This window comes from Serratia sp. CY74737 (assembly GCF_052166775.1).
Taxonomy (GTDB): domain Bacteria; phylum Pseudomonadota; class Gammaproteobacteria; order Enterobacterales; family Enterobacteriaceae; genus Serratia; species Serratia ureilytica.
On record NZ_JBJNOF010000007.1, the window covers coordinates 177,042 to 199,430 of the forward strand.

The 22,389-nt window shown below is 59.3% G+C and carries 19 protein-coding genes; 3 read left to right on the top strand and 16 right to left on the bottom strand.

What is annotated here, in order from left to right; genetic code table 11:
* Positions 1–323: 323 nt before the first annotated feature.
* From dapB to pvcA, 4 genes are all read right to left on the bottom strand, one after another.
* Positions 324–1,145 (bottom strand): 4-hydroxy-tetrahydrodipicolinate reductase, encoded by an 822-nt coding sequence (dapB, locus tag ACJ8PE_RS12145; RefSeq protein WP_042783670.1) that lies wholly within the window; start codon positions 1,143–1,145, stop codon positions 324–326.
* A 263-nt stretch (positions 1,146–1,408) separates the two neighbouring features.
* Complete coding sequence (locus ACJ8PE_RS12150; protein WP_117188483.1) at positions 1,409–2,668, bottom strand: glycosyltransferase; 1,260 nt, start codon at positions 2,666–2,668, stop codon at positions 1,409–1,411.
* 25 nt (positions 2,669–2,693) lie between these two features.
* Positions 2,694–3,557, bottom strand: a complete 864-nt coding sequence (locus ACJ8PE_RS12155; protein ID WP_033651693.1) for a TauD/TfdA dioxygenase family protein — start codon at positions 3,555–3,557, stop codon at positions 2,694–2,696.
* Between the two features lie 95 nt (positions 3,558–3,652).
* Positions 3,653–4,621 (bottom strand): L-tyrosine isonitrile synthase, encoded by a 969-nt coding sequence (gene pvcA / locus ACJ8PE_RS12160; RefSeq protein ID WP_312425390.1) that lies wholly within the window; start codon positions 4,619–4,621, stop codon positions 3,653–3,655.
* 212 nt (positions 4,622–4,833) lie between these two features.
* On the opposite strand from pvcA, the gene ACJ8PE_RS12165 reads away from it, so the two are divergent.
* A complete protein-coding gene (locus tag ACJ8PE_RS12165) occupies positions 4,834–5,655 on the top strand; it encodes a LysR substrate-binding domain-containing protein (protein ID WP_442536763.1) in 822 nt (273 codons plus the stop codon).
* A 355-nt stretch (positions 5,656–6,010) separates the two neighbouring features.
* Here the strand turns inward: ACJ8PE_RS12165 and ispH are convergent, their stop codons facing one another.
* The 5 genes from ispH to ribF are packed head-to-tail and all read right to left on the bottom strand — an operon-like array spanning position 6,011 to position 11,727.
* Positions 6,011–6,964, bottom strand: coding sequence for a 4-hydroxy-3-methylbut-2-enyl diphosphate reductase (gene ispH, locus ACJ8PE_RS12170; RefSeq protein WP_033641819.1), 954 nt, complete (start codon positions 6,962–6,964; stop codon positions 6,011–6,013).
* A complete protein-coding gene (gene fkpB / locus ACJ8PE_RS12175) occupies positions 6,945–7,415 on the bottom strand; it encodes an FKBP-type peptidyl-prolyl cis-trans isomerase (protein WP_016929135.1) in 471 nt (156 codons plus the stop codon). Before fkpB ends, ispH begins: the two co-directional genes overlap by 20 nt.
* Before the next feature lies 1 nt (position 7,416).
* The gene (gene lspA, locus ACJ8PE_RS12180) at positions 7,417–7,926 is read right to left on the bottom strand and encodes a signal peptidase II (RefSeq protein WP_025301524.1); all 510 of its coding nucleotides are present in this window, start codon (positions 7,924–7,926) and stop codon (positions 7,417–7,419) included.
* Positions 7,927–7,939: 13 nt separating this feature from the next.
* A complete protein-coding gene (gene ileS, locus ACJ8PE_RS12185) occupies positions 7,940–10,756 on the bottom strand; it encodes an isoleucine--tRNA ligase (RefSeq protein WP_033641818.1) in 2,817 nt (938 codons plus the stop codon).
* 32 nt (positions 10,757–10,788) lie between these two features.
* The gene (ribF, locus tag ACJ8PE_RS12190; RefSeq protein WP_025301522.1) at positions 10,789–11,727 is read right to left on the bottom strand and encodes a bifunctional riboflavin kinase/FAD synthetase; all 939 of its coding nucleotides are present in this window, start codon (positions 11,725–11,727) and stop codon (positions 10,789–10,791) included.
* Positions 11,728–12,117: 390 nt separating this feature from the next.
* Between ribF and rpsT the strand changes: the two genes are divergently transcribed.
* Entirely contained in the window at positions 12,118–12,381 is a 264-nt protein-coding gene (rpsT, locus tag ACJ8PE_RS12195) for a 30S ribosomal protein S20 (RefSeq protein WP_004932960.1), read from the top strand.
* A gap of 71 nt (positions 12,382–12,452) precedes the next feature.
* On the opposite strand, the gene nhaR is transcribed toward rpsT, so the two are convergent.
* The 4 genes from nhaR to dnaK form a co-directional block, all read right to left on the bottom strand.
* Positions 12,453–13,352 carry a transcriptional activator NhaR gene (nhaR, locus tag ACJ8PE_RS12200; RefSeq protein WP_004932962.1) on the bottom strand — a complete coding sequence of 300 codons (900 nt, stop codon included), beginning with the start codon at positions 13,350–13,352 and terminating at the stop codon, positions 12,453–12,455.
* Between the two features lie 192 nt (positions 13,353–13,544).
* Positions 13,545–14,711 carry a Na+/H+ antiporter NhaA gene (gene nhaA, locus ACJ8PE_RS12205; protein ID WP_033651695.1) on the bottom strand — a complete coding sequence of 389 codons (1,167 nt, stop codon included), beginning with the start codon at positions 14,709–14,711 and terminating at the stop codon, positions 13,545–13,547.
* Between the two features lie 235 nt (positions 14,712–14,946).
* Entirely contained in the window at positions 14,947–16,068 is a 1,122-nt protein-coding gene (dnaJ, locus tag ACJ8PE_RS12210; protein ID WP_197799754.1) for a molecular chaperone DnaJ, read from the bottom strand.
* A 106-nt stretch (positions 16,069–16,174) separates the two neighbouring features.
* A complete protein-coding gene (gene dnaK, locus ACJ8PE_RS12215) occupies positions 16,175–18,088 on the bottom strand; it encodes a molecular chaperone DnaK (RefSeq protein ID WP_033641815.1) in 1,914 nt (637 codons plus the stop codon).
* A 325-nt stretch (positions 18,089–18,413) separates the two neighbouring features.
* Here dnaK and satP point away from each other — a divergent pair, with 325 nt between their 5' ends.
* Positions 18,414–19,013 carry an acetate uptake transporter gene (gene satP / locus ACJ8PE_RS12220; RefSeq protein WP_033644189.1) on the top strand — a complete coding sequence of 200 codons (600 nt, stop codon included), beginning with the start codon at positions 18,414–18,416 and terminating at the stop codon, positions 19,011–19,013.
* 44 nt (positions 19,014–19,057) lie between these two features.
* On the opposite strand, the gene ACJ8PE_RS12225 is transcribed toward satP, so the two are convergent.
* From ACJ8PE_RS12225 to tal, 3 genes are all read right to left on the bottom strand, one after another.
* Positions 19,058–20,365, bottom strand: a complete 1,308-nt coding sequence (locus ACJ8PE_RS12225; RefSeq protein WP_197793046.1) for an MFS transporter — start codon at positions 20,363–20,365, stop codon at positions 19,058–19,060.
* A gap of 124 nt (positions 20,366–20,489) precedes the next feature.
* Positions 20,490–21,077 carry a molybdopterin adenylyltransferase gene (gene mog, locus ACJ8PE_RS12230; protein ID WP_015376607.1) on the bottom strand — a complete coding sequence of 196 codons (588 nt, stop codon included), beginning with the start codon at positions 21,075–21,077 and terminating at the stop codon, positions 20,490–20,492.
* A 151-nt stretch (positions 21,078–21,228) separates the two neighbouring features.
* A complete protein-coding gene (tal, locus tag ACJ8PE_RS12235; RefSeq protein ID WP_004932982.1) occupies positions 21,229–22,182 on the bottom strand; it encodes a transaldolase in 954 nt (317 codons plus the stop codon).
* Positions 22,183–22,389 lie beyond the last annotated feature (207 nt).

Genomic DNA, 22,389 nt, shown 5'->3' on the forward strand with positions numbered 1-22,389 from the left:
GCCATTTTTTGTTTTATTTTTGCAGTTCTCGATGCCCAAGCGGCTTGAGCTGCCATAAAAACACAGAAAACCGGGGCTGGAAAACGGTTGCGGGGAGGAATGACGGAAAACGGCGTCGGAATGGACCAAAAAAGACGCTAAAAAAGCCGACGGTGGAAAAAAAGCAGATAACTAGCAAGGTAAACATAAACAAATACCAGCCTTGACAATGAAACAACATCAAAACGATATTTATCATGTTAAAAAAAAGGACAATAAAATTATTGCCCTATTATCATAGCATTATGATCAACACAACCACATCACGATGGTATTCAGTTTAGTTATATCCGGTCCAAACTCAGCACGTCACGCATATCAAATAGACCTTTATCCCGACTCCGAAGCCAGGAAGCCGCGCGCACCGCGCCGCTGGCGAAAGTCATGCGGCTGGAGGCCTTGTGGGTGATTTCCACCCGCTCGCCGATGTCGGCGAACATCGCGGTGTGCTCGCCGACGATGTCGCCGGCGCGAATGGTGGCGAAGCCGATGCTCTTCGGATCGCGCTCGCCGGTATGGCCTTCGCGCGCATAGACCGCGCAGCTTTTCAGATCGCGCCCCAGCGCGCCGGCGATCGCTTCGCCCATGGCCAACGCCGTGCCCGACGGCGCATCCACTTTGTGCCGGTGGTGCGCCTCAACGATTTCGATATCGGTATAGTCGCCCATGACCTGCGCGGCCTTCTCCAGCAGTTTCAGCACCAGATTGACGCCGACGCTGAAGTTGGCGGCAAACACGATGCCGATATGCTGCGCCGCATCGCGGATCGCCTGTTTGCCGGCGTCATCGAAGCCGGTGGTGCCGATCACCATCGCCTTATGGTGCGCCACGCAAAATTCCAGGTAGCCCAGGGTGCTTTCAGGACGGGTGAAGTCGATCAAAATATCGAACTCGCTCGCCACTTTATCCAGACTGTCACTCACCTTGACGCCCAGCGCGCCGATGCCCGCCAGCTCGCCGGCATCAACGCCGACCAGGCTCGATCCCGGGCGTGACAGCGCCGCCCCCAACACCACGCCTTCCGCCTGCTGCACCGCCTGGATCAATTGACGGCCCATCCGGCCGCCGGCGCCCGCAATCGCAATGCGGATTTGTGAATCTTTCATGCTTGCTCTCTTCTTGATGTAACGCGTATCCCATTAACCTATCGATTCAGGGTAACTGCCCCGCTGCAGCGCCGCCAGAGGATTCATTTCATAATTAGAAAATTATGATATTGCGCTTCTTTCATCAGCGGCGCTGTCGTGAGATTAACATTCAACCGATTTGGCGGCCTGCGACGATTGTACATAATCATGCAGTTTTCATTGCAAGAAAATGCAGAAAAAAGGCGCCGAAAACGGCGCCTGAGGAACGGAGTGCGGCGGGGTCAAGCGGTAATGGCGGCCACTTCGTTGGCTATCGCCGTCAGCGCATCGTGGCGAGCATAGTCCTCCTGCACCAGCGCCGCGCGCCGGCGATAGATCGGCTGTTGCAGAATGCGCGTCGCTGCCGCCAGTATTTGTTCCGTGCTTGGCGTGCTGGTATGCAGGCTGATGCCGCAACCGGCGGCCACCACGCGCGCGGCCGCCTCCAGCTTGTCCTCGCCGGTGCCGGCGACAATCAGCGGCACGCCGCTGTCCAGCGCATAGTTGATCGAGCCGTAACCGCCGTTGGTGATCAAGAGCGCCGCCTGCGGCAACCAGTGTTCGAAGGAGATAAACGCCCGCACTCGGGCGTTGTCCGGCAATGCGTCCATCAGCCCTTCGGTCGCCCGCCCGCCGGTGGTGGCCAACACCCGCACCGGCAGATGCGCCAATGCCTGCAGCGTCGGCACGATCAGCTGATGCAGATCGACATTGGCCAGCGTGCCCTGAGACACGATCACCAGCGGCCGACGATCGTCCTCCTCCCACAGCGCCTCTTCCGCGGCCGGTTGACCACCGCTGCGCAGCGGCCCGACGAACCGCACGCCGCTCGGCAGGTCATCGCGCTCATATTCCAGCGCCGTGGTGGCCAACTGCAGGAAACGCTCGCAGCCGCCGATCAACGCATCGGTAAACGGGCGATTCAGCGGCCGCCCGCCCGCATGCACCAGCGCGGCATCAAAGCTTTGCTGCACCTCATCAAGCAACACCCGCGTCGCTTCATCCACCAATTGCTCGCGGGTCAGCGCCCGCGGCAGCAGCGCCGGCGGGATGCGCGGGCCATAGAAAATGGCGTCGCGCGAAGAATACGACAGCGGCGTGACGCCGATCCCGAAGACCGGCGGCCGTTCGGCGGACTGCAGCAGCGGCAGCACGCCGTAGAAGCAGTTCTCCACCATCAGCAGATCGGTCTTTTCGGCGGCGATGGCCGCACGCAGCTGACGATCCAACAGTGGAATCGGCGCGGCGAAGAAATCTTTCAGCGCCAACGCCATCTGCGCATTGCCCGGCGGCAGCGCGGCGCGCTCGGGGAAATGCGCCTCCAGGTGGCGATAGTCGAAGTCCACCTGTGCGTCGAACGGCACGAAGCTCGCCCCAGCCGCTTCGGCGCGTTCGCGGAACAGCGCGCCGGTCATCACCCGCACCTGATGCCCTTGGGCGATCAGGTGGCGAGCGATGGCTAACATCGGGTAGACGTGCCCCGGAGTGGCGACCGCCGCCATCAGTATCCTTGCCATAATGCTCCTTTTAAGCTTCTGCGTTGGCCGGCTTCAGCGCCAGATTGGCGCACACCGGATTGCTTTGAATATGCACGCGCTGCAAATGACGCGCGGAACGGGCGGTAAAGCCCTCGCGGCCGTGCAGCAGCGAGAAGTTGTCCGCGACCACCACGTCACCCTGTTGCCACTGGTGGGCATAATAGTGACGCGGATCGTACAGGTGCTGCTGCAGAGTACGGTGGAACTGTTCCTGCTGCTGCGCCGGCACGCCGTGATATTCCAGCGCGTGCTGGTTGAGGAATTTTTTTCCCTCCGTCGGCGGTTCATTGTAGCGCATGATCAATCCTCTGCCGTTCGGGTGCTGCACCACCAGCGGCGAACAGACTTCGCCGCCGTAATGCACCACCTGCTTGATGCGGTAGGTGATAGACACCGACAGCCACTGCTCCAGCAACGCTTCGTCCGCATTGGCCAGCAAGCGCGTGGTGTCGACGAAGGTGGTACATCCGCCTTCGTCCGGCGACGGCGCCGCCACGCAGTGGAATAACTGGAACTCGGGGATGGTCGGCTTATACATGCCATCCCAATGCAGCGGGACGTAGCTGCTGTCGAAGATATGATCCTTGGCGTCCGGATGTTCCTTCACGTCCAGCACCGCACCGAACGGCCACATCATGATCTCGCCCCACTGTTCGGCATAGCGAGTCAGGACTTCCGGCTCGCTGAAACCGGAGTCGAATCCGCGCAGCACCAGCAAGTGGTGCTCCTGCGCCAGCGCTCGCAGCGCCGCCACCGGCAGCTCGCTGACCTTTTGCCCCGGATGCTGCGGCGTCAGGATCGCGCCGAACGGGGTGTTCGGTTGAATGTGGCAATTAAGCGGTTGGTTGTTCATGGTGATTCTCCTTGCATCGAATGTGCTGCTCACACGGCAACGTGCCGTCAAAAAGGCGCCCGTCAGGATTTCGGGCGCAAAAGCATGCAGCGACCTCAGGCCATCTGCGGTTGTTCGATCAGGTAATGGCTCGGCGTGCCGCGGATCTCAACCAACTCGCCGTCCAGGCTCTGCGCGTCTTTACGCTTCATCAGCACGAACTGGCCGTTCACGTTGGCCGCCACGCCATGCCACGGCGTCAGCCAGTCGTCTTTGGTCGGCATCATGTGGATGCCTATCTTCAGGCTGTCGGCCGGCTGCGGGTGAATCGACAGGCGGATCGCCGCCGGGAAATGCTGGGCCAGCAGGTTGCCCCAGGCCCAGCTGCGCTGGATAACGCCGCAGGCGCGCCGTTTGGCGTCTTTTTGCAGCGCGGCGTTGGAACCGCTGTAGCCCGGCAGGAGGCTGTCTTCATACAAGAAGCGCGTGATGGCGCGATACAGCATTAATCCCTGCTCGTCCTGCATCAGCTGACGCTTGATCGCCTCTTCCGATTCGGCATAACCGTCCACCAACAGCCGGCGCAGCAGATCGTAGTCATCGGTATGCTCCGCCAGGCCTTTGACATCGCCAAGATTGAACACGCTCAGGTGGGTTGCGCCCACTTCATGCAGCAGGCTTTCAATCTCACGTTGATAATGGTTGATCGCTTCGTCGCTGACGCGGATCAGATCGCCGAACACGTGGCCGTCGGAACAGATAACGATATGCGCGCCCGGCGGGTAATAGAGTTGAATGCGCTGGCACAGCGAGTTGAGGAAGATCAGCGACAGCCGCTCCGCCATGTCCGGCACCGCGCCTATCACTTTATTGGCGTTGGGTGACTTGGTCGGAAAAGCCGGCAGCACGAATTCGATGCGCTGGTCGTTTTCAATGAATGCCCGAATGCGCGGCAATTGCACCTGAGTGACCTGCCGCTCCTCTTCAGCCAGAGAAGCATCGTCGGCGATGAGGCGACGTCGATATTGCAATAATTCACGTAGGATTTTTAATCCTATCTCTTCTTTTTTCTGTGCGCTATCCACAATGAGCTCCTGTTGCGATGTGGCGCGGGTGTATTATTGGCAAGCGCAATAAGATTTATCAAAAAGAGATAAAGCGCATGCAAAATAATAATCAGCCCGGCGTTTATATGCTTCAGGCAATATAGGAAAGATGGTGCTATATTATTAGCCCGTATAATTCACAATCTAGGTTAAGTTGTGCTTAACAAACTATGAGCAATATTTTAAAACGCATGGCCATTTTCTCAAAAGTGGTCGATTGTGGCGCATTCAGCATGGCGGCAAAAGAATTGGGCATGACGACATCGGCCGTCAGCCAGCATATTCGCCAGCTGGAGGAACATCTGGGTATTCAATTACTGTTACGATCGACGCGCTCATTGAGCCTGACCGAAGCCGGATTGTGCTTTTATGAAGATTGTCTGCTGATGATCCACGCCGCCGAGCGCGGGCAACAGCGGATCGCCGCGCTGCGCGGCGAGCTGGTCGGTGAACTGCGCGTCGCCACCTCGACCGAATTCGCCACCCATTATCTGGTGCCGGCGCTGCAGAGCTTCCTCGACGAACACCCGCGCATCACGCTGCGGTTGGAAATCCACGATGAGAGAATAGACCTCATCGCGCAACGCATCGATCTGGCGATACGCGGCGGCGCGCTGGCTGACTCCAGCTACGTCTCCACGCGGCTGGCGCGCTGCCGCGAAGTGCTGTGCGCCTCCCCGGCCTACCTGGCGAACTACGGGGTGCCGGATTCGCCGCAGGCGCTGACGCAACATCACTGGGTCACCTTTACGCCGCTCGGCAATCCGCAGTTTGTTCGCCTGATCCATCGCGACGGCGGCGAGCACCGCATGCGCATGACCGGGCGACTGTTCACCAACAGCGGCATGGCGATGAAGGAGCTGGCGCTGACCGGCAAAGGCATCATTCGCAATTTCTTCGCCAACGTCGAGCGAGAGTTGCACAGCGGCGAGCTGATTGAAATATTGCCCGACTGGCGATTACCGGAAATTAATTGCTATGCCATTATGCCGCGACGGGAGATCCAGCCATAAAAAGTCCGGCGATTGCTGGAGCATATGAAGCTCTATTTAAAGGAGAAAGGATTAAACGACCTAGAACAGATTCGACAAGAATAAAATAAGAAACATCTGCAAGACCACTATTGTAATTATTGTAATCACGTTGACGACACCAGGCCCTATTTAGATCGCAGCCTAATGATATTCTATTTAATGACTTCATTCAGCCTATATAATTAATAACGCCACCACTATTTCAAATACTCAGAATAAATTTGGCTTTAGTTAGCAGAAAATTTGAATATGCTCAGCATTTTATTTTTAATGCCGCTGGCATTCCAAAAAAAACGGGAAGCCTAAGCTCCCCGTTGTCATTCGCTCACTCACCTCAGTCAATCTGCCGGACGTCAACGCGCAGCTCTTTCGGCACTTCGAACACGATGTTCTCTTCACGCCCGCTGATTTCATGCACGTCGACGCCGCCCAACGCTTTCAGGCGAGAGATCACCTCCTGCACCAGCACGTCCGGCGCTGAAGCGCCGGCGGTGACGCCGATGTTGCGCGCTTCGCTCAGCCAACTTTCCTGAATATCCGCCGCCGAATCGATCAGATAAGCCGGTTTGCCCACGCGCTGCGCCAGTTCGGCCAGACGGTTAGAGTTGGAAGAGTTCTTCGACCCCACCACCAGCACCACGTCCGCATCGCCGGCCAGGTTACGCACCGCTTCCTGACGGTTGGTGGTGGCGTAGCAAATGTCATCCTTGCGCGGACCGATAATGCTCGGGAAGCGCTGACGCAGCGCGTCGATCACGTCCGAGGTATCATCAACCGACAGCGTGGTCTGCGTCATGAAGCACAGGTTGTTTTCGTCTTTCACCTGCAGCTTCCACACGTCTTCCGGCGATTCGACCAGGTACATGCCGCCCTGCGGGTTGCTGTACTGGCCCATGGTGCCTTCCACCTCCGGGTGCCCGGCATGGCCGATCAGAATCGCTTCGGTGCCGCGGCGGCTGGCGCGCGCCACTTCCATATGCACCTTGGTCACCAGTGGACAGGTGGCGTCGAACAGCATGGTCAGATCGCGCGCCTTGGCTTCGGCGCGCACGGCTTGAGACACGCCGTGCGCCGAGAAGATCAGGATAGAGCCGTCCGGCACTTCGGCGATCTCTTCGATAAACACGGCGCCACGCTCACGCAGGCTGTCGACCACGTAGCGGTTGTGCACCACTTCATGCCGTACGTAGATCGGCGCGCCATACAGCTCCAGCGCGCGTTCCACGATGCTGATCGCACGATCAACCCCGGCGCAGAAGCCGCGCGGGTTAGCCAGCAATATTTGCATGCGTCTCCTCCTGCTGCGGATCGATCTCCAGCACTTCGATGTCGAAGGTAACCGGATGGCCCGCCAGCGGATGGTTGAAATCGACGGTGATCGAATCTTCCGCCACCGCGCGCACCACGCCCGGCATTTCGCTGCCGTCAATCGCGGTAAACAGCATGATGGTGCCCACGTCCGGCACGCCGGTTTCCGCGAAGTCGCGGCGCGAGAAGAACTGGACCAGATCCGGGTTCTCCGCGCCGAACGCCGCTTCCGGCTGCAGGGTAAAGGCGCGCTTGTCGCCCGCGCGCAGGCCGAGCAGCTGCTCTTCCAGCGGCGCCGACAGGCTGCCGTCACCCAGGCGGAACAGCGCCGGTTTGCCGCTGCTGCGGGTGGATTCGGCGGTCGAACCGTCTTCCAGTTTCAGCGTAAAGTGAACCAGCACCGCGCTGTCACTGATAACCTGAGCCGTCATATTACTCACCTTTGCTCTTTGCGCCTTTGTTCGCCGGCGACAGGAAACCTTCCAGCACGATCATCGCCGCGCCCACGCAGATAAAGCTGTCCGCCAGATTGAAGGTCGGGTAGTGCCAGTCACCGACGTAAAAGTCGATGAAATCGACCACGAAGCCGTGCCACAGGCGATCGAACAGGTTGCCCAACGCCCCGCCGATGATAAAGGCGTAGGCGATGTTGTTCAGCTTCTGCTGCGCCGCGCTGCGGTACATCATCACCAGCAGCACCGCGACGATGGCGATGGCGATGCCGGCGAAGAACCAGCGTTGCCAACCGCCATGATCGGCCAGGAAGCTGAACGCGGCGCCGTAGTTGCGCGCGTAAAACAGGTTGAACGACGGGATCAACGGCTGGGACTGGCCCAGCGTAAAGTTAGCGAGGATCCACTGTTTGCTGCCGAAATCCAGCGCCAGCACCGCCACTACAACCCACAGCCAACGCAGGCCGGTCGAACAAATTGGTTTACTCATCAGGCGCAAGTTCTCAGGCAAAGTTACGCTTCTCGCCGTCACCGGCGACGTTGCTCACACAGCGGCCGCAGATGTCTGCATGCTCCGCCACCAGGCCGATATCGGTGGTGTAATGCCAGCAGCGCGGGCACTTCTCACCTGGCGCCGTGCTGAAGGCGATCTTCAGCCCTTTCAGCAGCTCGGAGGCCTGCGCGTCGGCCGGCGCCTCCGCCAATGGCGCAACGCTTGCCGCAGAGGTCAGCAGCACAAAGCGCAGCTCATCCTGCAGGCTGTTCAGACGCGCCGCCAACTCGCTGTCGGCATACAGCGTCACCGCCGCTTCCAGCGAACCGCCGAGGCGTTTGTCCGCACGCGCCTGCTCCAGCACCTTGTTCACTTCGCCGCGCACTTTCAGCAGCTCAGCCCAGAAAGCGTCGTTCATCGGCTCGCCTTCCGCCAGCCCGAACAGGCCGTCGTACCACTCTTCGGTGAACACGTACTGCGCGCGTTTGCCCGGCATGAAGCCCCAGATCTCGTCTGCGGTGAACGACATGATCGGCGCCATCCAGCGCACCAGCGCTTCGACGATGTGATACAGCGCGGTCTGGCAGCTGCGGCGGGCGACGCTGTCGCTCTTGGCGGTGTACTGACGATCCTTGATGATATCCAGGTAGAAGGAGCCCATCTCGACCGAACAGAACTGCATCAGGCGCTGCACCACTTCGTGGAAATCGTAGTTGGCATAAGCCTGCTCGATATCCTGCTGCGCCGCCAGCGCGCGGCCGACCGCCCAGCGATCCAGCACCACCATGTCTTCCGGCGCCACGCAATCGGTGCTTGGCTCGAACCCGTTCAGGTTGGCCAGCAGGAAGCGCGCGGTGTTGCGGATGCGGCGGTAAGAGTCAGCGGAACGCTTGAGGATCTCGTCGGACACCGCGATCTCGCCGGTGTAATCGGTCGACGCCACCCACAGACGCAGAATGTCGCCGCCCAGCTTGTTCATCACGTCCTGCGGGCTGACGGTGTTGCCGATCGACTTGGACATCTTGCGGCCCTGGCCGTCGACGGTGAAGCCGTGGGTCAGCACTTCCTTGTACGGCGCCTTGCCCTTCATCGCGGTGGAAATCATCAGCGATGACATGAACCAGCCACGGTGTTGGTCGGAGCCTTCCAGATACATGTCGGCGCCGTGGCCGTTGAATTCAGGACGCACGTCGACAACGGAGGCGTGGGTAGAACCGGAATCGAACCACACGTCCAGCGTATCCGGCACTTTCACGTAGTCGGCGGCTTCCGCGCCGAGGATGTCGGCCGCGTCCAGATCCCACCAGGCCTGAATGCCGTCTTGCTCGACGCGCTTGGCCACTTCTTCCATCAGCTCAACGGTACGCGGGTGCAGCTGCTCGGTCTCTTTGTGCACGAACAGCGACATCGGCACGCCCCAGGTGCGCTGACGCGAGATGCACCAGTCCGGGCGGTTGGCCACCATCATTTCGATGCGCGCCTGGCCCCAATCCGGGATCCACTGCACGCCCTTGATCTCTTCCAGCGACTGCTGACGCAGGCCTTTCTGATCCATGCTGATGAACCATTGCGGCGTGGCGCGGAAGATGATTGGCGTCTTGTGGCGCCAGCAGCACGGATAGCTGTGCAGGAACTTCTCGACGTGCAGCAGCGCGCCTTTCTCGCGCAGCAGATCGACGATCAGATCGTTGGCCTTGAAGACGAACTTGCCGTCCAGCAGCGGGTAGGTGCCGGTCAGGTAGCAGCCGTTCGGCCCTACCGGGTTGGCCACTTCCAGGCCGTATTTCTGGCCGATCACGAAGTCGTCCGGGCCGTGACCCGGCGCTGTGTGTACCGCACCGGTACCGGCGTCCAGGGTCACATGCTCGCCGAGGATTGCCGGCACGTCGAAGTCCATGAACGGGTGTTTGAAGCGCAGCAGCTCCAGATCGGCGCCTTTGCAGCTGCCCAGCACCGTCCACTCGGTGATGCCGGCGCGTTTCATCACGCTTTCCACCAGTTCGGCCGCCAGGATCAGGCACTGGCCGTCAACCTGCACCAGTTGATAGGTGAAGTCCGGGTGCAGCGAGATCGCGCGGTTGGCCGGCAAGGTCCACGGCGTGGTGGTCCAGATAACCAGCGAGATGGCGCCGTTGAAGTGGCTCACGCCGAACTTGGCCGCCACGGCAGCCGCGTCGGCCGCATGGAAGGACACGTCGATCGACGGCGAAGTCTTGTCGTAATACTCCACTTCCGCTTCCGCCAGCGACGAGCCGCAGTCGGTGCACCAGTGAACCGGCTTGGCGCCTTTCAGCAGGTGGCCGTTGCTGATGATCTTGCCCAGCGCGCGGATGATGTTGGCTTCGGTTTTGAAGTCCATGGTCAGGTATGGACGATCCCAGTCGCCCAGCACGCCCAGGCGGATGAAGTCCTTCTTCTGGCCTTCAACCTGCTCGGCCGCGTATTCGCGGCACTTCTGGCGGAACTCGGCCGCCGTCAGCTTCTCGCCCGGTTTGCCGTACAGCTGCTCAACCTTCAGTTCGATAGGCAGGCCGTGGCAATCCCAACCCGGCACATAAGGCGAGTCGAAGCCGGCCATCCCTTTCGACTTGATGATAATGTCTTTGAGAATCTTGTTAACCGAGTGACCAATGTGAATGCTGCCGTTCGCATACGGAGGGCCGTCATGCAAAATGAAGGTTTTTTTGCCCTTTTTGGCAGTACGAATAATCCCGTACAGATCCTGTTCATACCAACGTTGCAGCATGCCAGGCTCGCGCTTGGCGAGATCGCCGCGCATCGGGAACCCTGTTTCCGGCAAGTTCAGGGTATTCTTGTAGTCACTCATTAGATTCTCGGTTCCGTTTTCGGCTATAGAGATTAAACCGGTGTCTGTAGCCCGAAGAACTTCCGGGCCGTCACCACATCATTGGCGATCTGCTGCTTCAGGGCATCGAGCGAAGCAAACCGCTGTTCATTGCGCAATTTTGCGCGGAGCACCACCTCAATATGGCGCCCGTAAAGATCCATTGTGACATCCAGCAGATGCACTTCCAGCTGCTGGCGCACGCCGGCGACGGTCGGGCGCGTGCCGATGTTGGCCACGCCCGGCAGCGGCTGCGGCCCCAGGCCATACACCTCCACCGCATAGACCCCTTTCACCGGCGCCACCAGGCGCTTGAGCGGCAGGTTGGCGGTCGGGAAGCCGATGGTGCGCCCCAGCTCGTCGCCGTGCACCACCCGCCCTGAAATACTGTAAGGGTGACCCAGCAGGGTTTCCGCCAGCGGCAGATCGTCCTCGCTCAGCGCGGTGCGGATCGCGGTGCTGCTGATGCGCCGCTCGCCCTCGCGGAAGGTCGGGGTGCTGACCACGTCGAAGCCGTACTCTTTTCCGGCCTGCTGCAATAGCGGAAAATCGCCCTGACGCCCGGCGCCAAAGCGAAAATCATCCCCCACCATCAGGAATTTGACGCCGAGCTTCTCCACCAGCAGCTCGGCGACGAACGCCTGCGCGGTGTTGGCGGCAAAACGCGGATCGAACTTGACGCACAGCAGGTAATCAACGCCCGCCTGCGCCAGATAGTTGGCCTTATCGCGCAGGCGCGTCAAACGGGCCGGCGCCTTGTCTGCGGCGAACATCTCCAGCGGCTGCGGCTCAAAGATCATGACCATCACCGGCAGCCCGAGGCGTTGCCCTTGTTGCTTCAACTGCTCCAGCAGCGCCTGATGACCGCGGTGTACGCCGTCAAAGTTGCCGATGGTGAGCACGCAACCATGGTGGCGCGCCCGGATATTGTGAATGCCGCGAATTAGCTCCATAGCTGGCTCAAAACAGTGGAAATCGGCGGATTATACCTTGTACAGCCGGTAAGGTTAACCCGCGATTGGTGCCTTTATGTAATAGACATACCATACCGGAGATAATCTGCGCGTGAAACGGCTTCACCGCAGTTTATCCCGCGCCGCCGGGCCGATTCTCGACCGCGGCCAACGGCTTGCGCCCGCCGCGGCAAATCATTGGCGAATTTTCTCGCGAAACACTGTATTCCCAAGAGCGAAGCTGGTAAAATCCTGCGCCATCACAACGTAGCGAGTGCCGCCTGTACAAACGGCGCTTATTTGCACAAATCCATTGACAAACGAAGGCTAAAAGGGCATATTCCTCGGCCTTTGAATTGTCCTCAATAGAATATATTTGGGAGTTGGACCTTGGCTAATATCAAATCAGCTAAGAAACGCGCCGTACAGTCTGAGAAACGCCGCAAGCATAACGCAAGCCGTCGCTCAATGGTGCGTACCTTCATCAAGAAGGTAGACGCAGCTATCGCAGCTGGCGACAAAGAAGCAGCACAAAATGCATTCCTGGTAATGCAGCCACTGGTGGACCGTCAGGCAGCTAAAGGCCTGATCCACAAAAACAAAGCAGCGCGTCATAAGTCAAACCTGACTGCACGCATCAACGCAATGCAATAAGCATTTCGTTATCTGCTTGATAAAAAAACCGGCTCAGGCCGGTTTTTTTACGCCCTGCGTTCAGTGAACCGCTAGCAGGAAAACAGCGCCGAGAAGTCTTTGTTGCACACCCGCTGCACCGCCGGATGCTGGATCATGCGCTCGGCGAAGATAATGTAATACTCCTCCTGCACGCTGTCGATGCGCCCAATCTCCACCACGTTGTCATCGTTGTAGGTATCCTGCGCATACAGCGTCGGCGCCACGAAAATCGCGTTGTGGTACATGCCGAAGGCCTTCATCAGCGCCGCATCGTCGAACTCGCCCAGGATCTCCACCTGAATGCCCTGCGTATTGAACCAGTTAAGCAGCTTGCGCCCCAGCATCGAGCGGCGGCCGGGGATCAGCAACTTACGTTGCTCCAGGCAGGCCGGGAACGGCAACTCCGGCGCCGGCTGGCGGCAGAAGAAGCTGATGCCGCACTCGCCCAGCTTCAGCGAGAACAGCCCTTCTTGCTGGCTGGAGTCCACCGGGCAATCCGACAGGATCATATCCAGCTTGTGCTGGCTGAGCTGCTCCAGCAGCATCTCGTGCGTCGATTCAAAACAACGCAGGTGGATCTGCTCGTTGTCCACCACCACCGCCGTTTCCAATACCTGGCTGACCAGCCGCTTCGACAGCGCATCCGCCACGCCGACGTCGAACAGCAGGTTCGACTCTTTGCGGTAGTTGACGATATCCAGCATTTCCTGGCTGAGCATAAACATCTTGTCGGCATAGCGGAACACCAACTGCCCCAGCTCCGAAGGCACCAACCCCCGCCCCTGGCGCTTGAACAGCTTGCCGTCCAACCGCTCTTCCAGCGCCTTGATCTGGCCGGTGATGGTCTGCGGCGTCAGAAACAACGCTTCAGCGGCGCCGACCACGGAACCGGCCTTGCAGACCTGCCAGAAATAGTAAAGGTGATTAAAGTTGATATGCGACATCCTCACGAGCGGCTCTCCTTAACAACGTTTCGCAGCGGCAAACGGTGTGCCGTGACGAGCGACAAACTTCCTTTCCCTGCTTCAGACAACGTATAGCCCCATTAGTCCCAACGAAGAACGGCCGAAGCTGCACATATTTTATACCGCACAGCTCCGACCAGCCATTTTATTGTGCGCCCCTGCCGGGCACCGACAGGATTAACGCACGCGCGGCAACGCCAGACGCAGTAATCCGTACCCCGCCACCGCCGCGGCGGTGGAGCCCAACAAGATCCCCAGACGGGAATAGGTGCTGAGCGCCGCATCGGCCTCGCCGAACGCCAGCGAGGCGATGAAAATCGACATGGTGAAACCAATACCACAGAGCACCGAAACGGCAAACACCTGTTTGAAGCCGATCCCCTCAGGCAAGCGGGCGATGCCCATTTTCACCGCCAGCAGGCTGAAGAGGAAAATCCCCAGCGGCTTGCCGATAAACAAGCCAGCCGCAATCCCGACCGGCAGCAGCGAGGTCAATCCCTCCAGCGATACGCCCTGCAGAGAGACCCCGGCGTTGGCGAAAGCGAACAGCGGCAGGATCATGAACGCCACCCACGGGTGCAGCTCATGCTCCAACGTCTCCGACGGCGATGGCCCCTTCTTCACGTTCAGCGGGATCATAAAGCCGACGATCACCCCGGCCAGCGTCGCGTGCACCCCGGACTTGAGGATCGCCACCCACAACACCAGGCCGACCATCATATACAGCGAAGTTTTGCCCACGCCGCGCCAGTTCATCACCGCCAGCAGCACCGTCGCCGCCGCCGCCACCCCCAGCGCGATCATCGACACTTCGTGGGTGTAGAACAGCGCGATGATGATGATCACGCCGAGGTCGTCGATGATCGCCAGCGCCAACAGGAACACTTTCAGGCTGGTCGGCACGCGATTGCCCAGCAACGCCATCACGCCCAGCGCGAAGGCGATATCGGTCGCGGCCGGGATCGCCCAACCCTGGCGAGTGACTTCATCTGCGCCGTTGAACAGCAGGTAAATCAGCGCCGGCGCCAGCATGCCGCCCAGTGCGGCGATCGCCGGAAACACCGCCTTGTCACGCCCGGACAGTGAGCCTTGCATCAGCTCGCGCTTGACCTCGAGCCCCACCACCAGGAAGAAGATGGCCATCAGCCCGTCGTTGATCCACAGCAGCAGCGGCTTGGCGATCTCCAGCGAAGCTACCTTCACCATCACCGGCAGGTTAAGGAATGCCTGGTAGATCCCCTGCGCCGGGCTGTTGGCCATGATCAAAGCGACGATCGCCGCCGCGATCAGGATGATGCCGCCCGCGGCTTCCTGACGTAAAAATTGACGAATGATGTTGGTCACAATACGTCTCTCCAAATCTGAGCAAGGCGTAGCGCCCTGCGAAGCACAGTCATGAAGTGAGTATAGAGGGCGTTTTAGTTCGAAAAAATAAGTTTATAAATGCTAAACAGCTCGAAAAAACCGACATAAAGCACGAATAAGTCACATTTATATAGGGGATTAGCGGTTTGGCGCGCAAATAAAAACCCCGGGACAGAAGCCCGGGGTTCGCGCATAAGCTAACAGAAACAGAAGGTTAGCGAGTCAGATCGTCAAAGAACTTTTTCACCCCGTCGAAGAAGCTCTTCGAACGCGGGCTGTTCTTGTCGCCGGACGGGCCGCCCAGGCTCTCTTCCAGCTCACGCAACAGCTGCTTCTGCTTGTCGTTCAGATTGACCGGGGTTTCCACCACCACGCGACACAGCAGGTCGCCCTGGCTGCCGCCGCGCACCGATTTCACGCCCTTGCCGCGCATGCGGAACAGCTTGCCGGTTTGGGTCTCCGAAGGCACCTTCAGTTTCACCCGGCCGTCCAGCGTCGGCACTTCAATCTCGCCGCCCAGCGCCGCCATGGCAAAGTTGATCGGCACTTCGCAGTACAGGTTGTTGCCTTCACGCTCGAAGATCGGGTGTGCCTTCACCTGCACCTGAACGTACAGATCGCCCGCCGGTGCACCGTGCTCGCCGGCTTCGCCTTCACCCGCCAGGCGGATGCGATCGCCGGTATCCACGCCGGCCGGAATTTTCACCGACAGCGTTTTGGATTTTTCTACCCGGCCGTGGCCATGGCATTTGTTGCACGGATCTTTGATGATCTGACCGCGGCCATGGCAATGCGGACACGCCTGCTGCACGGTGAAGAAGCCCTGACGCATCTGCACCTGGCCCTGACCATGACAGGTTGGGCAGGTGACCGGCGAACTGCCCGGCTTGGCGCCGCTGCCGTGGCAGACGTCGCACTCTTCCAGCGTCGGGATGCGGATCTCTTTGGTGACGCCACGTACCGCTTCCTCGAGGGTCAGCTCCATGTTATAGCGCAGATCGGAACCGCGGCTGGCGCGCTGACGGCGGCCTCCGCCGAAGATGTCGCCAAACACGTCGCCAAAGATATCGCTGAAGTCGGCGCCGCCGCCAAAGCCGCCGCCCATGCCGCCCTGTTCAAAGGCCGCGTGCCCGTACTGATCGTAAGCCGCGCGTTTCTGGTCGTCGGTCAGGACTTCGTAAGCTTCTTTAACTTCTTTAAACTTGGTTTCGGCGTCTTGTTCCTGGTTGCGGTCAGGATGGTATTTCATCGCCAGGCGTTTGTACGCCTTTTTGATCTCACGTTCATCCGCCGTCTTGCTGACGCCGAGAATCTCGTAATAGTCTTTCTTCGCCATTCTTTCGCTTACCCTTAACATGCGTGCACGGGCGCAGAGTTGCCTCGACGCCCGTGCTGGTTTCCGGGAGCGGCATCTCCGCCGCCCCGTGCCCGCTTAAGGGCGATTATTTTTTGTCTTTAACTTCTTCGAACTCGGCGTCAACCACGTCGTCTTCTTTCTGCGCCGCGTTGTCCGCGCCGGCGTCAGCACCCTGCTGAGCCTGCTGCGCCTGAGCCATTTCCAGCAGCTTGCCGGAAACCTGCACCAACGCCTGGGTCTTCGCTTCGATCTCGGCTTTATCTTCGCCTTTCACCGCCGCTTCCAGATCTTTCAGCGCCGCTTCGATCGCCGTTTTGTCTTCCGCCGGCAGTTTGTCGCCCGCTTCTTCCAGCTGTTTGCGCGTGCCGTGGATCAGGTGATCCGCCTGGTTGCGAGTCTGTACCAGCTCTTCGAACTTGCGGTCAGCTTCAGCGTTCAGCTCGGCGTCGCGCACCATTTTCTGGATTTCGTCCTCGTTCAGGCCAGAAGACGCCTTGATGGTGATCTTCTGCTCACGACCGGTGTTCTTGTCTTTGGCAGACACGTGCAGGATGCCGTCGGCATCGATGTCGAAGGTGACTTCGATCTGCGCCATGCCGCGCGGTGCCGCCTGGATGCCGTCCAGGTTGAACTGGCCCAGAGATTTGTTATCGCTGGCGCGCTTACGCTCACCCTGCAGCACGTGGATGGTGACCGCAGACTGGTTGTCTTCCGCAGTAGAGAACACCTGGCTGTGCTTGGTCGGGATCGTGGTGTTTTTGGTGATCAGCGGCGTCATCACGCTGCCCATGGTTTCGATACCCAGCGACAGCGGGGTAACGTCCAGCAGCAGAACGTCTTTCACATCACCGGCCAACACGCCGCCCTGTACCGCAGCGCCCACGGCAACCGCTTCGTCCGGGTTCACGTCTTTACGCGGCTCTTTGCCGAAGAAGTCTGCGACTTTCTTCTGCACCATTGGCATACGGGTCTGGCCGCCCACCAGGATCACGTCCTGGATGTCGGAAACCGACAGGCCTGCGTCTTTCAGCGCCACTTTCAGCGGCTCGATGGAGCGCGCCACCAAATCTTCAACCAGCGACTCGAGTTTGGCGCGAGTCACTTTGATGTTCATGTGTTTTGGACCGGTCGCGTCTGCCGTGATGTACGGCAGGTTAACGTCGGTCTGCTGAGCGGAAGACAGTTCGATCTTCGCTTTCTCGGCGGCTTCTTTCAGACGCTGCATCGCCAGCGGATCGTTGCGCAGATCGATGCCCTGATCTTTCTTGAACTCTTCCACCAGGTAGTTGATCAGACGGCTGTCGAAGTCTTCGCCGCCCAGGTGGGTGTCACCGTTGGTCGCCAGCACTTCGAAGGTTTTTTCGCCGTCAACGTCGTCGATTTCGATGATGGAGATATCGAAAGTACCGCCGCCCAGGTCATAAACCGCGATGGTGCGGTTGCCGACTTCTTTGTCCAGGCCGTAGGCCAGAGCCGCCGCGGTCGGTTCGTTGATGATGCGCTTGACTTCCAGACCCGCGATGCGGCCGGCGTCTTTAGTCGCCTGACGCTGGGCGTCGTTGAAGTAAGCCGGTACGGTGATAACCGCTTCAGTTACCGGTTCGCCCAGGTAATCTTCCGCCGTTTTCTTCATTTTCTTCAGCACTTCCGCAGAGATCTGCGGCGGAGCCATTTTCTGGCCTTTCACTTCCAGCCAGGCGTCGCCGTTGTCGGCTTCGATGATTTTGTAAGGCATGATCGCTTTGTCGCGCTGCGCTTCTTCATCCTGGAAGCGGCGGCCGATCAGGCGCTTGATGGCGAACAGGGTGTTTTCAGGGTTGGTCACTGCCTGACGCTTAGCCGGCTGGCCAACCAGAGTTTCACCGTCCTGGGTATATGCGATAATAGAAGGAGTGGTGCGGTCGCCCTCGGCGTTTTCCAGCACGCGTGCCTTGGCACCATCCATAATTGCTACGCAAGAGTTGGTAGTACCCAGGTCGATACCAATAATTTTGCCCATCTAAACGTCTCCACTAAAAAATTCATAAGTCAGTCAGGTTGCTAACCTATATGCGGGCGATTTTTTGCTTTTCAACTGCCCGATATCTCAGTGCGACCCGCGGTTAGCAGCTGCGGTTGCAAATAAGATGGGGCCATCCAGCTCGGCATCAAGGGGCAAGGCAAAAAAAATTTCTTTTTTTATCGTCATTCAGATCATTGTTTCCGGCTGCGGGGATCATTATGATGCGCGCGCTCTGATGGAAAACTTCGATTTTTTGGCCATTCAGACCATTTATGATTTTACTTCGCTGTTTCCGTTAATTTTCTGTTATCGCAGAGGACTTATGCACACCAACAAGTTGGCGAATCCCGGCCCTCTCGGCCTGATGGGCTTCGGGATGACCACCGTCTTGCTGAACCTGCACAACGCGGGCTTTTTCCCACTGAACTCCGCCATCATCAGCATGGGGATTTTCTTCGGTGGCCTGGCCCAGATCCTGGCCGGTCTGCTGGAGTACAAGAAGGGCAACACCTTTGGCATGACCGCATTCACCGCCTACGGCAGCTTCTGGCTGAGCCTGGTCGGCCTGCTGCTGCTGCCGCGTTTGGGCCTGGCGGAAGCCACCGAGGCGCACGTGTTGGGCATCTACCTGGCGCTGTGGGGCGTCTTCACCCTGTTCATGTTCTTCGGCACCCTGGGCGCCAACCGCGTGCTGCAGTTCGTGTTCGCCAGCCTGACGCTGCTGTTCGCCCTGCTGGCCGTCGGCAACATCACCGGCAACCACGCGCTGCTGACCTTCGCCGGTTATGAGGGCATCATCTGCGGCGCCAGCGCCATCTACCTGGCGATGGCCGAAGTGCTCAACGAGCAATACGGCCGCACCGTGCTGCCGATTGGCGAACCGGCCTCGGCCCGCGTCGCGGCATCGCCGGTCACGGCGTAATCGCCCGCCCCTGACGAAAAAGCCCTGCAATGCAGGGCTTTTTTTTAGCTGTAGGAACCGGCTCGCCGCTCGCTGGCTTCGCTGTTCAGGTCGCGATGCAGGTAGACACCGAGCAGCAGCCCGATAAGCGACAGCGCCAGCACATAGTAAGCGGGCGCTAACGGGGTTAATTTCATGATCAGCGTCACAAAAATAGGGGTTAAACCGCCAAAAATAGCGTACGAGACGTTATATGAGAACGAGATACCGGTAAACCGCACTTCCGCCGGGAAAGCCCGCACCATCACGTACGGCACGGCCCCCACCACGCCTACGCTGAAACCCACCAGCGCATAGCAGGCGAACAGCATTTCCGGGCGCACGCCCACCGTCTGATAGAACAGCCAGCTGCAGCCGGCCAACAGCAAACTGCCGACCACCAACGTTTTGCTGGCGCCGAAGCGATCGGCCGACAAACCGGCGACGATGCAGCCGGCGATCAGCATGATGGTGGCGATGCTGTTGGCCTGCAGCGTCAGGGCCGGCGCAATGCCGAACTGTTTTTGCAGATAGGTCGGGGTCATCAGGATCACCACCACGATACCGGCGGAGAGCAGCCAGGTCAGCAGCATCGACACCGCCACTTCCCGTTTGTGGTTGAGCACCACCGATTTCAGCGGCAGCTCCTCGGCCAGCGCTTTGCGCGCCTGCATCTCGATGAAGATCGGTGTTTCCTGCAGCCAGCGGCGCAGGTACATCGCCACCAGGCCGAACATGCCGCCAAGCAGGAATGGAATGCGCCAGCCGCCGCCGGCAATGCTCTGCGGGCTAAGCGTGGTGTTGATCACCGTCGCCACCACCGATCCCAGCAGAATGCCCACCGTCAGCCCGGCGGTCAGCGTGCCGCAGGCGAAACCGATGCGCCGGCGCGGCACGTGTTCGGCGACGAAGACCCAGGCGCCCGGCACCTCACCGCCGATCGCCGCCCCCTGCAGCACGCGCATCAGCAGCAGCAACAGCGGCGCGGCGATGCCGATGCTGGCGTAGGTCGGCAGCAGGCCCATCGCCAGCGTCGGCAACGCCATCAGCAGAATGCTCAGGGTAAACATCTTTTTGCGGCCGACCAGATCGCCGAAGTGCGCCATCACGATGCCGCCCAGCGGGCGGGCCAGATAGCCGGCGGCGAAAATGCCGAAGGTTTGCACCAGCCGCAGCCATTCCGGCATGTCCGCCGGGAAGAACAGATCGCCGACCACGGCGGCGAAGAATACGAAGATGATGAAGTCGTAAAACTCCAACGCGCCGCCCAACGCGGCCAACGTCAGCGTTTTGTAGTCTTGCCGGTTCAGCCGGCGATTAGTGTCGTGAGGCATAGGGCACCGTCGGTAAAGGCTGTAAAAATAAAAGCCGCAGGCTTTCTGTAAAAGAATCCTTACTATAGCGGCAAATTATTTTCACACCAAACGGGCTGAAGCCGATCTCGCAGATTGCTGAAATTTAGAGGTTTATCTCGCGACGCGCGCTCTTTGGCCGAAATGCTGCTACCACTGCGGCATGCGTTTCGACATAAGGCCCGTCGAGCAACTGAATGCAATAAGGCACGCTGGCGAAGATGCCGTGCACCACCGCATTGCCCTGCTCGTCCTTCACCCCTTCCAGCGTTTCCTTGATCGACTTTGGCTGGCCGGGCAGATTGATGATCAGCGCCTGCTTGCGGATCGCCCCCACCTGGCGAGAAAGAATTGCCGTTGGCACATAGTGTAGGCTGATCTGACGCATTTGCTCGCCGAAACCGGGCATCACGCGATCGGCGATCGCCAGCGTGGCGTCGGGGGTGACGTCGCGACGCGCCGGCCCGGTGCCGCCGGTGGTCAGCACCAGATGGCAGCCCATTTCGTCCACCAGCTCACACAGCGTTTGCTCAATTTGCGTCTGCTCATCGGGGATCAGCCGGGTTTCCAGCTTGAACGGCGTCGCCAACGCGCCGGCCAGCCACTCCTCCAGCGCCGGAATGCCTTTATCCTGGTAAACGCCGCCGGAAGCGCGGTCAGAAACGGAAACCAAACCAATACGTAAAATATCCATGCGTAACCTCTACAGCCTGATGGGGTCCGAACGGGTTCGTCTCCCGTTCTGTTGTCATTGCCGAGAGTATAAGGGCTTCCCCCGCCGGCGGGAGCGTCGGGCATAAAAAAAGGTGGCCTGAGCCACCTTTTTACTGCGCGATCTGCGGGAATTACAGCAGGTCGGCGATCATTTTTTCCAGTTTGCCCTGGTCTACGGCGAACTTGCGGATGCCGTCGGTCAGTTTCTCGACCGCCATCGGATCCTGGTTGTGCTGCCAGTAGAACTCAGGTTCGGTCAGTGCGGCAGGACGCGCCTTAACTTCACCGGTGTAAGACAGTTTGCGCTCCAGCGCGCCTTCGCTCTCCGCCAGCTCTTTCAGCAGCGCAGGGGCGATGGTCAGGCGGTCGCAGCCGGCCAGCTCGATGATTTCGCCGACGTTGCGGAAGCTGGCGCCCATCACCACGGTGTTGTAACCGTGTTGTTTGTAGTACTGGTAAATCTCGGTCACGGAGATCACGCCCGGATCTTCGTGCGGTGCGAACTCTTTCTTGTCGCCGTTGGCTTTGTACCAATCGAGGATACGGCCGACGAACGGCGAGATCAGGTAAACGCCGGCTTCGGCGCAGGCGCGAGCCTGAGCGAAGGAGAACAGCAGCGTCAGGTTACAGTTGATGCCTTCTTTCTCCAGCTGCTCCGCCGCGCGGATGCCCTGCCAGGTCGAGGCCAGTTTGATCAGAATGCGATCGTTGCTGATGCCGGCTTCGTTGTACAGCTTGATCAGGCGCTTGGCCTTGGCCACGCTGGCGACGGTGTCGTAAGACAGACGCGCGTCAACCTCGGTGGAGATGCGGCCCGGAACCAGTTTGAGGATCTCCAGACCGATGTTGACCGCCAGCTTGTCAGCGGCGTCGGCGATCTGCTGCTCGCGATCGCTGCTCTGGCCGCGCGCCCAGGCGATGGCTTCGTCAATCAGTTTGCGGTATTCAGGAATTTGGGCTGCATTGAGGATCAGCGAAGGGTTGGTTGTGGCGTCCTGCGGTTGATACAGCTTCATTGCCGCGATATCACCCGTATCTGCAACCACTGTAGTCAGCTGGCGCAGGGAAGTTAATTTGTCGGTCATGTTGGCATTATCTCATCGTTTGTGCATGAACTTTTGGCATTGTTCAACCATGCCCTGCCCTGATAATAACATGCGCCAAGCCCGGCGCAAGGCTGGAAAACCGCGGCGCGCAAGCATCTGTTTTATCCTTGGGCGAGCAACCGTTTACGCCAATATCTTTCGCCATTACCGAGCGGATGGAAAGGCAATAACGTGCTATCGCCCGAA

What these genes read in the sequence shown, in the direction of transcription:
- dapB (WP_042783670.1), bottom strand. Translation starts at nt 1,145, where the DNA reads ATGAAAGATTCACAAATCCGCATTGCGATTGCGGGCGCCGGCGGCCGG.
- ACJ8PE_RS12150 (WP_117188483.1), bottom strand. Translation starts at nt 2,668, where the DNA reads ATGGCGGCGGTCGCCACTCCGGGGCACGTCTACCCGATGTTAGCCATC.
- ACJ8PE_RS12155 (WP_033651693.1), bottom strand. Translation starts at nt 3,557, where the DNA reads ATGAACAACCAACCGCTTAATTGCCACATTCAACCGAACACCCCGTTC.
- ACJ8PE_RS12165 (WP_442536763.1), top strand. Translation starts at nt 4,834, where the DNA reads ATGGCCATTTTCTCAAAAGTGGTCGATTGTGGCGCATTCAGCATGGCG.
- ispH (WP_033641819.1), bottom strand. Translation starts at nt 6,964, where the DNA reads ATGCAAATATTGCTGGCTAACCCGCGCGGCTTCTGCGCCGGGGTTGAT.
- fkpB (WP_016929135.1), bottom strand. Translation starts at nt 7,415, where the DNA reads ATGACGGCTCAGGTTATCAGTGACAGCGCGGTGCTGGTTCACTTTACG.
- lspA (WP_025301524.1), bottom strand. Translation starts at nt 7,926, where the DNA reads ATGAGTAAACCAATTTGTTCGACCGGCCTGCGTTGGCTGTGGGTTGTA.
- ileS (WP_033641818.1), bottom strand. Translation starts at nt 10,756, where the DNA reads ATGAGTGACTACAAGAATACCCTGAACTTGCCGGAAACAGGGTTCCCG.
- ribF (WP_025301522.1), bottom strand. Translation starts at nt 11,727, where the DNA reads ATGGAGCTAATTCGCGGCATTCACAATATCCGGGCGCGCCACCATGGT.
- dnaJ (WP_197799754.1), bottom strand. Translation starts at nt 16,068, where the DNA reads ATGGCGAAGAAAGACTATTACGAGATTCTCGGCGTCAGCAAGACGGCG.
- dnaK (WP_033641815.1), bottom strand. Translation starts at nt 18,088, where the DNA reads ATGGGCAAAATTATTGGTATCGACCTGGGTACTACCAACTCTTGCGTA.
- satP (WP_033644189.1), top strand. Translation starts at nt 18,414, where the DNA reads ATGCACACCAACAAGTTGGCGAATCCCGGCCCTCTCGGCCTGATGGGC.
- ACJ8PE_RS12225 (WP_197793046.1), bottom strand. Translation starts at nt 20,365, where the DNA reads ATGCCTCACGACACTAATCGCCGGCTGAACCGGCAAGACTACAAAACG.
- mog (WP_015376607.1), bottom strand. Translation starts at nt 21,077, where the DNA reads ATGGATATTTTACGTATTGGTTTGGTTTCCGTTTCTGACCGCGCTTCC.
- tal (WP_004932982.1), bottom strand. Translation starts at nt 22,182, where the DNA reads ATGACCGACAAATTAACTTCCCTGCGCCAGCTGACTACAGTGGTTGCA.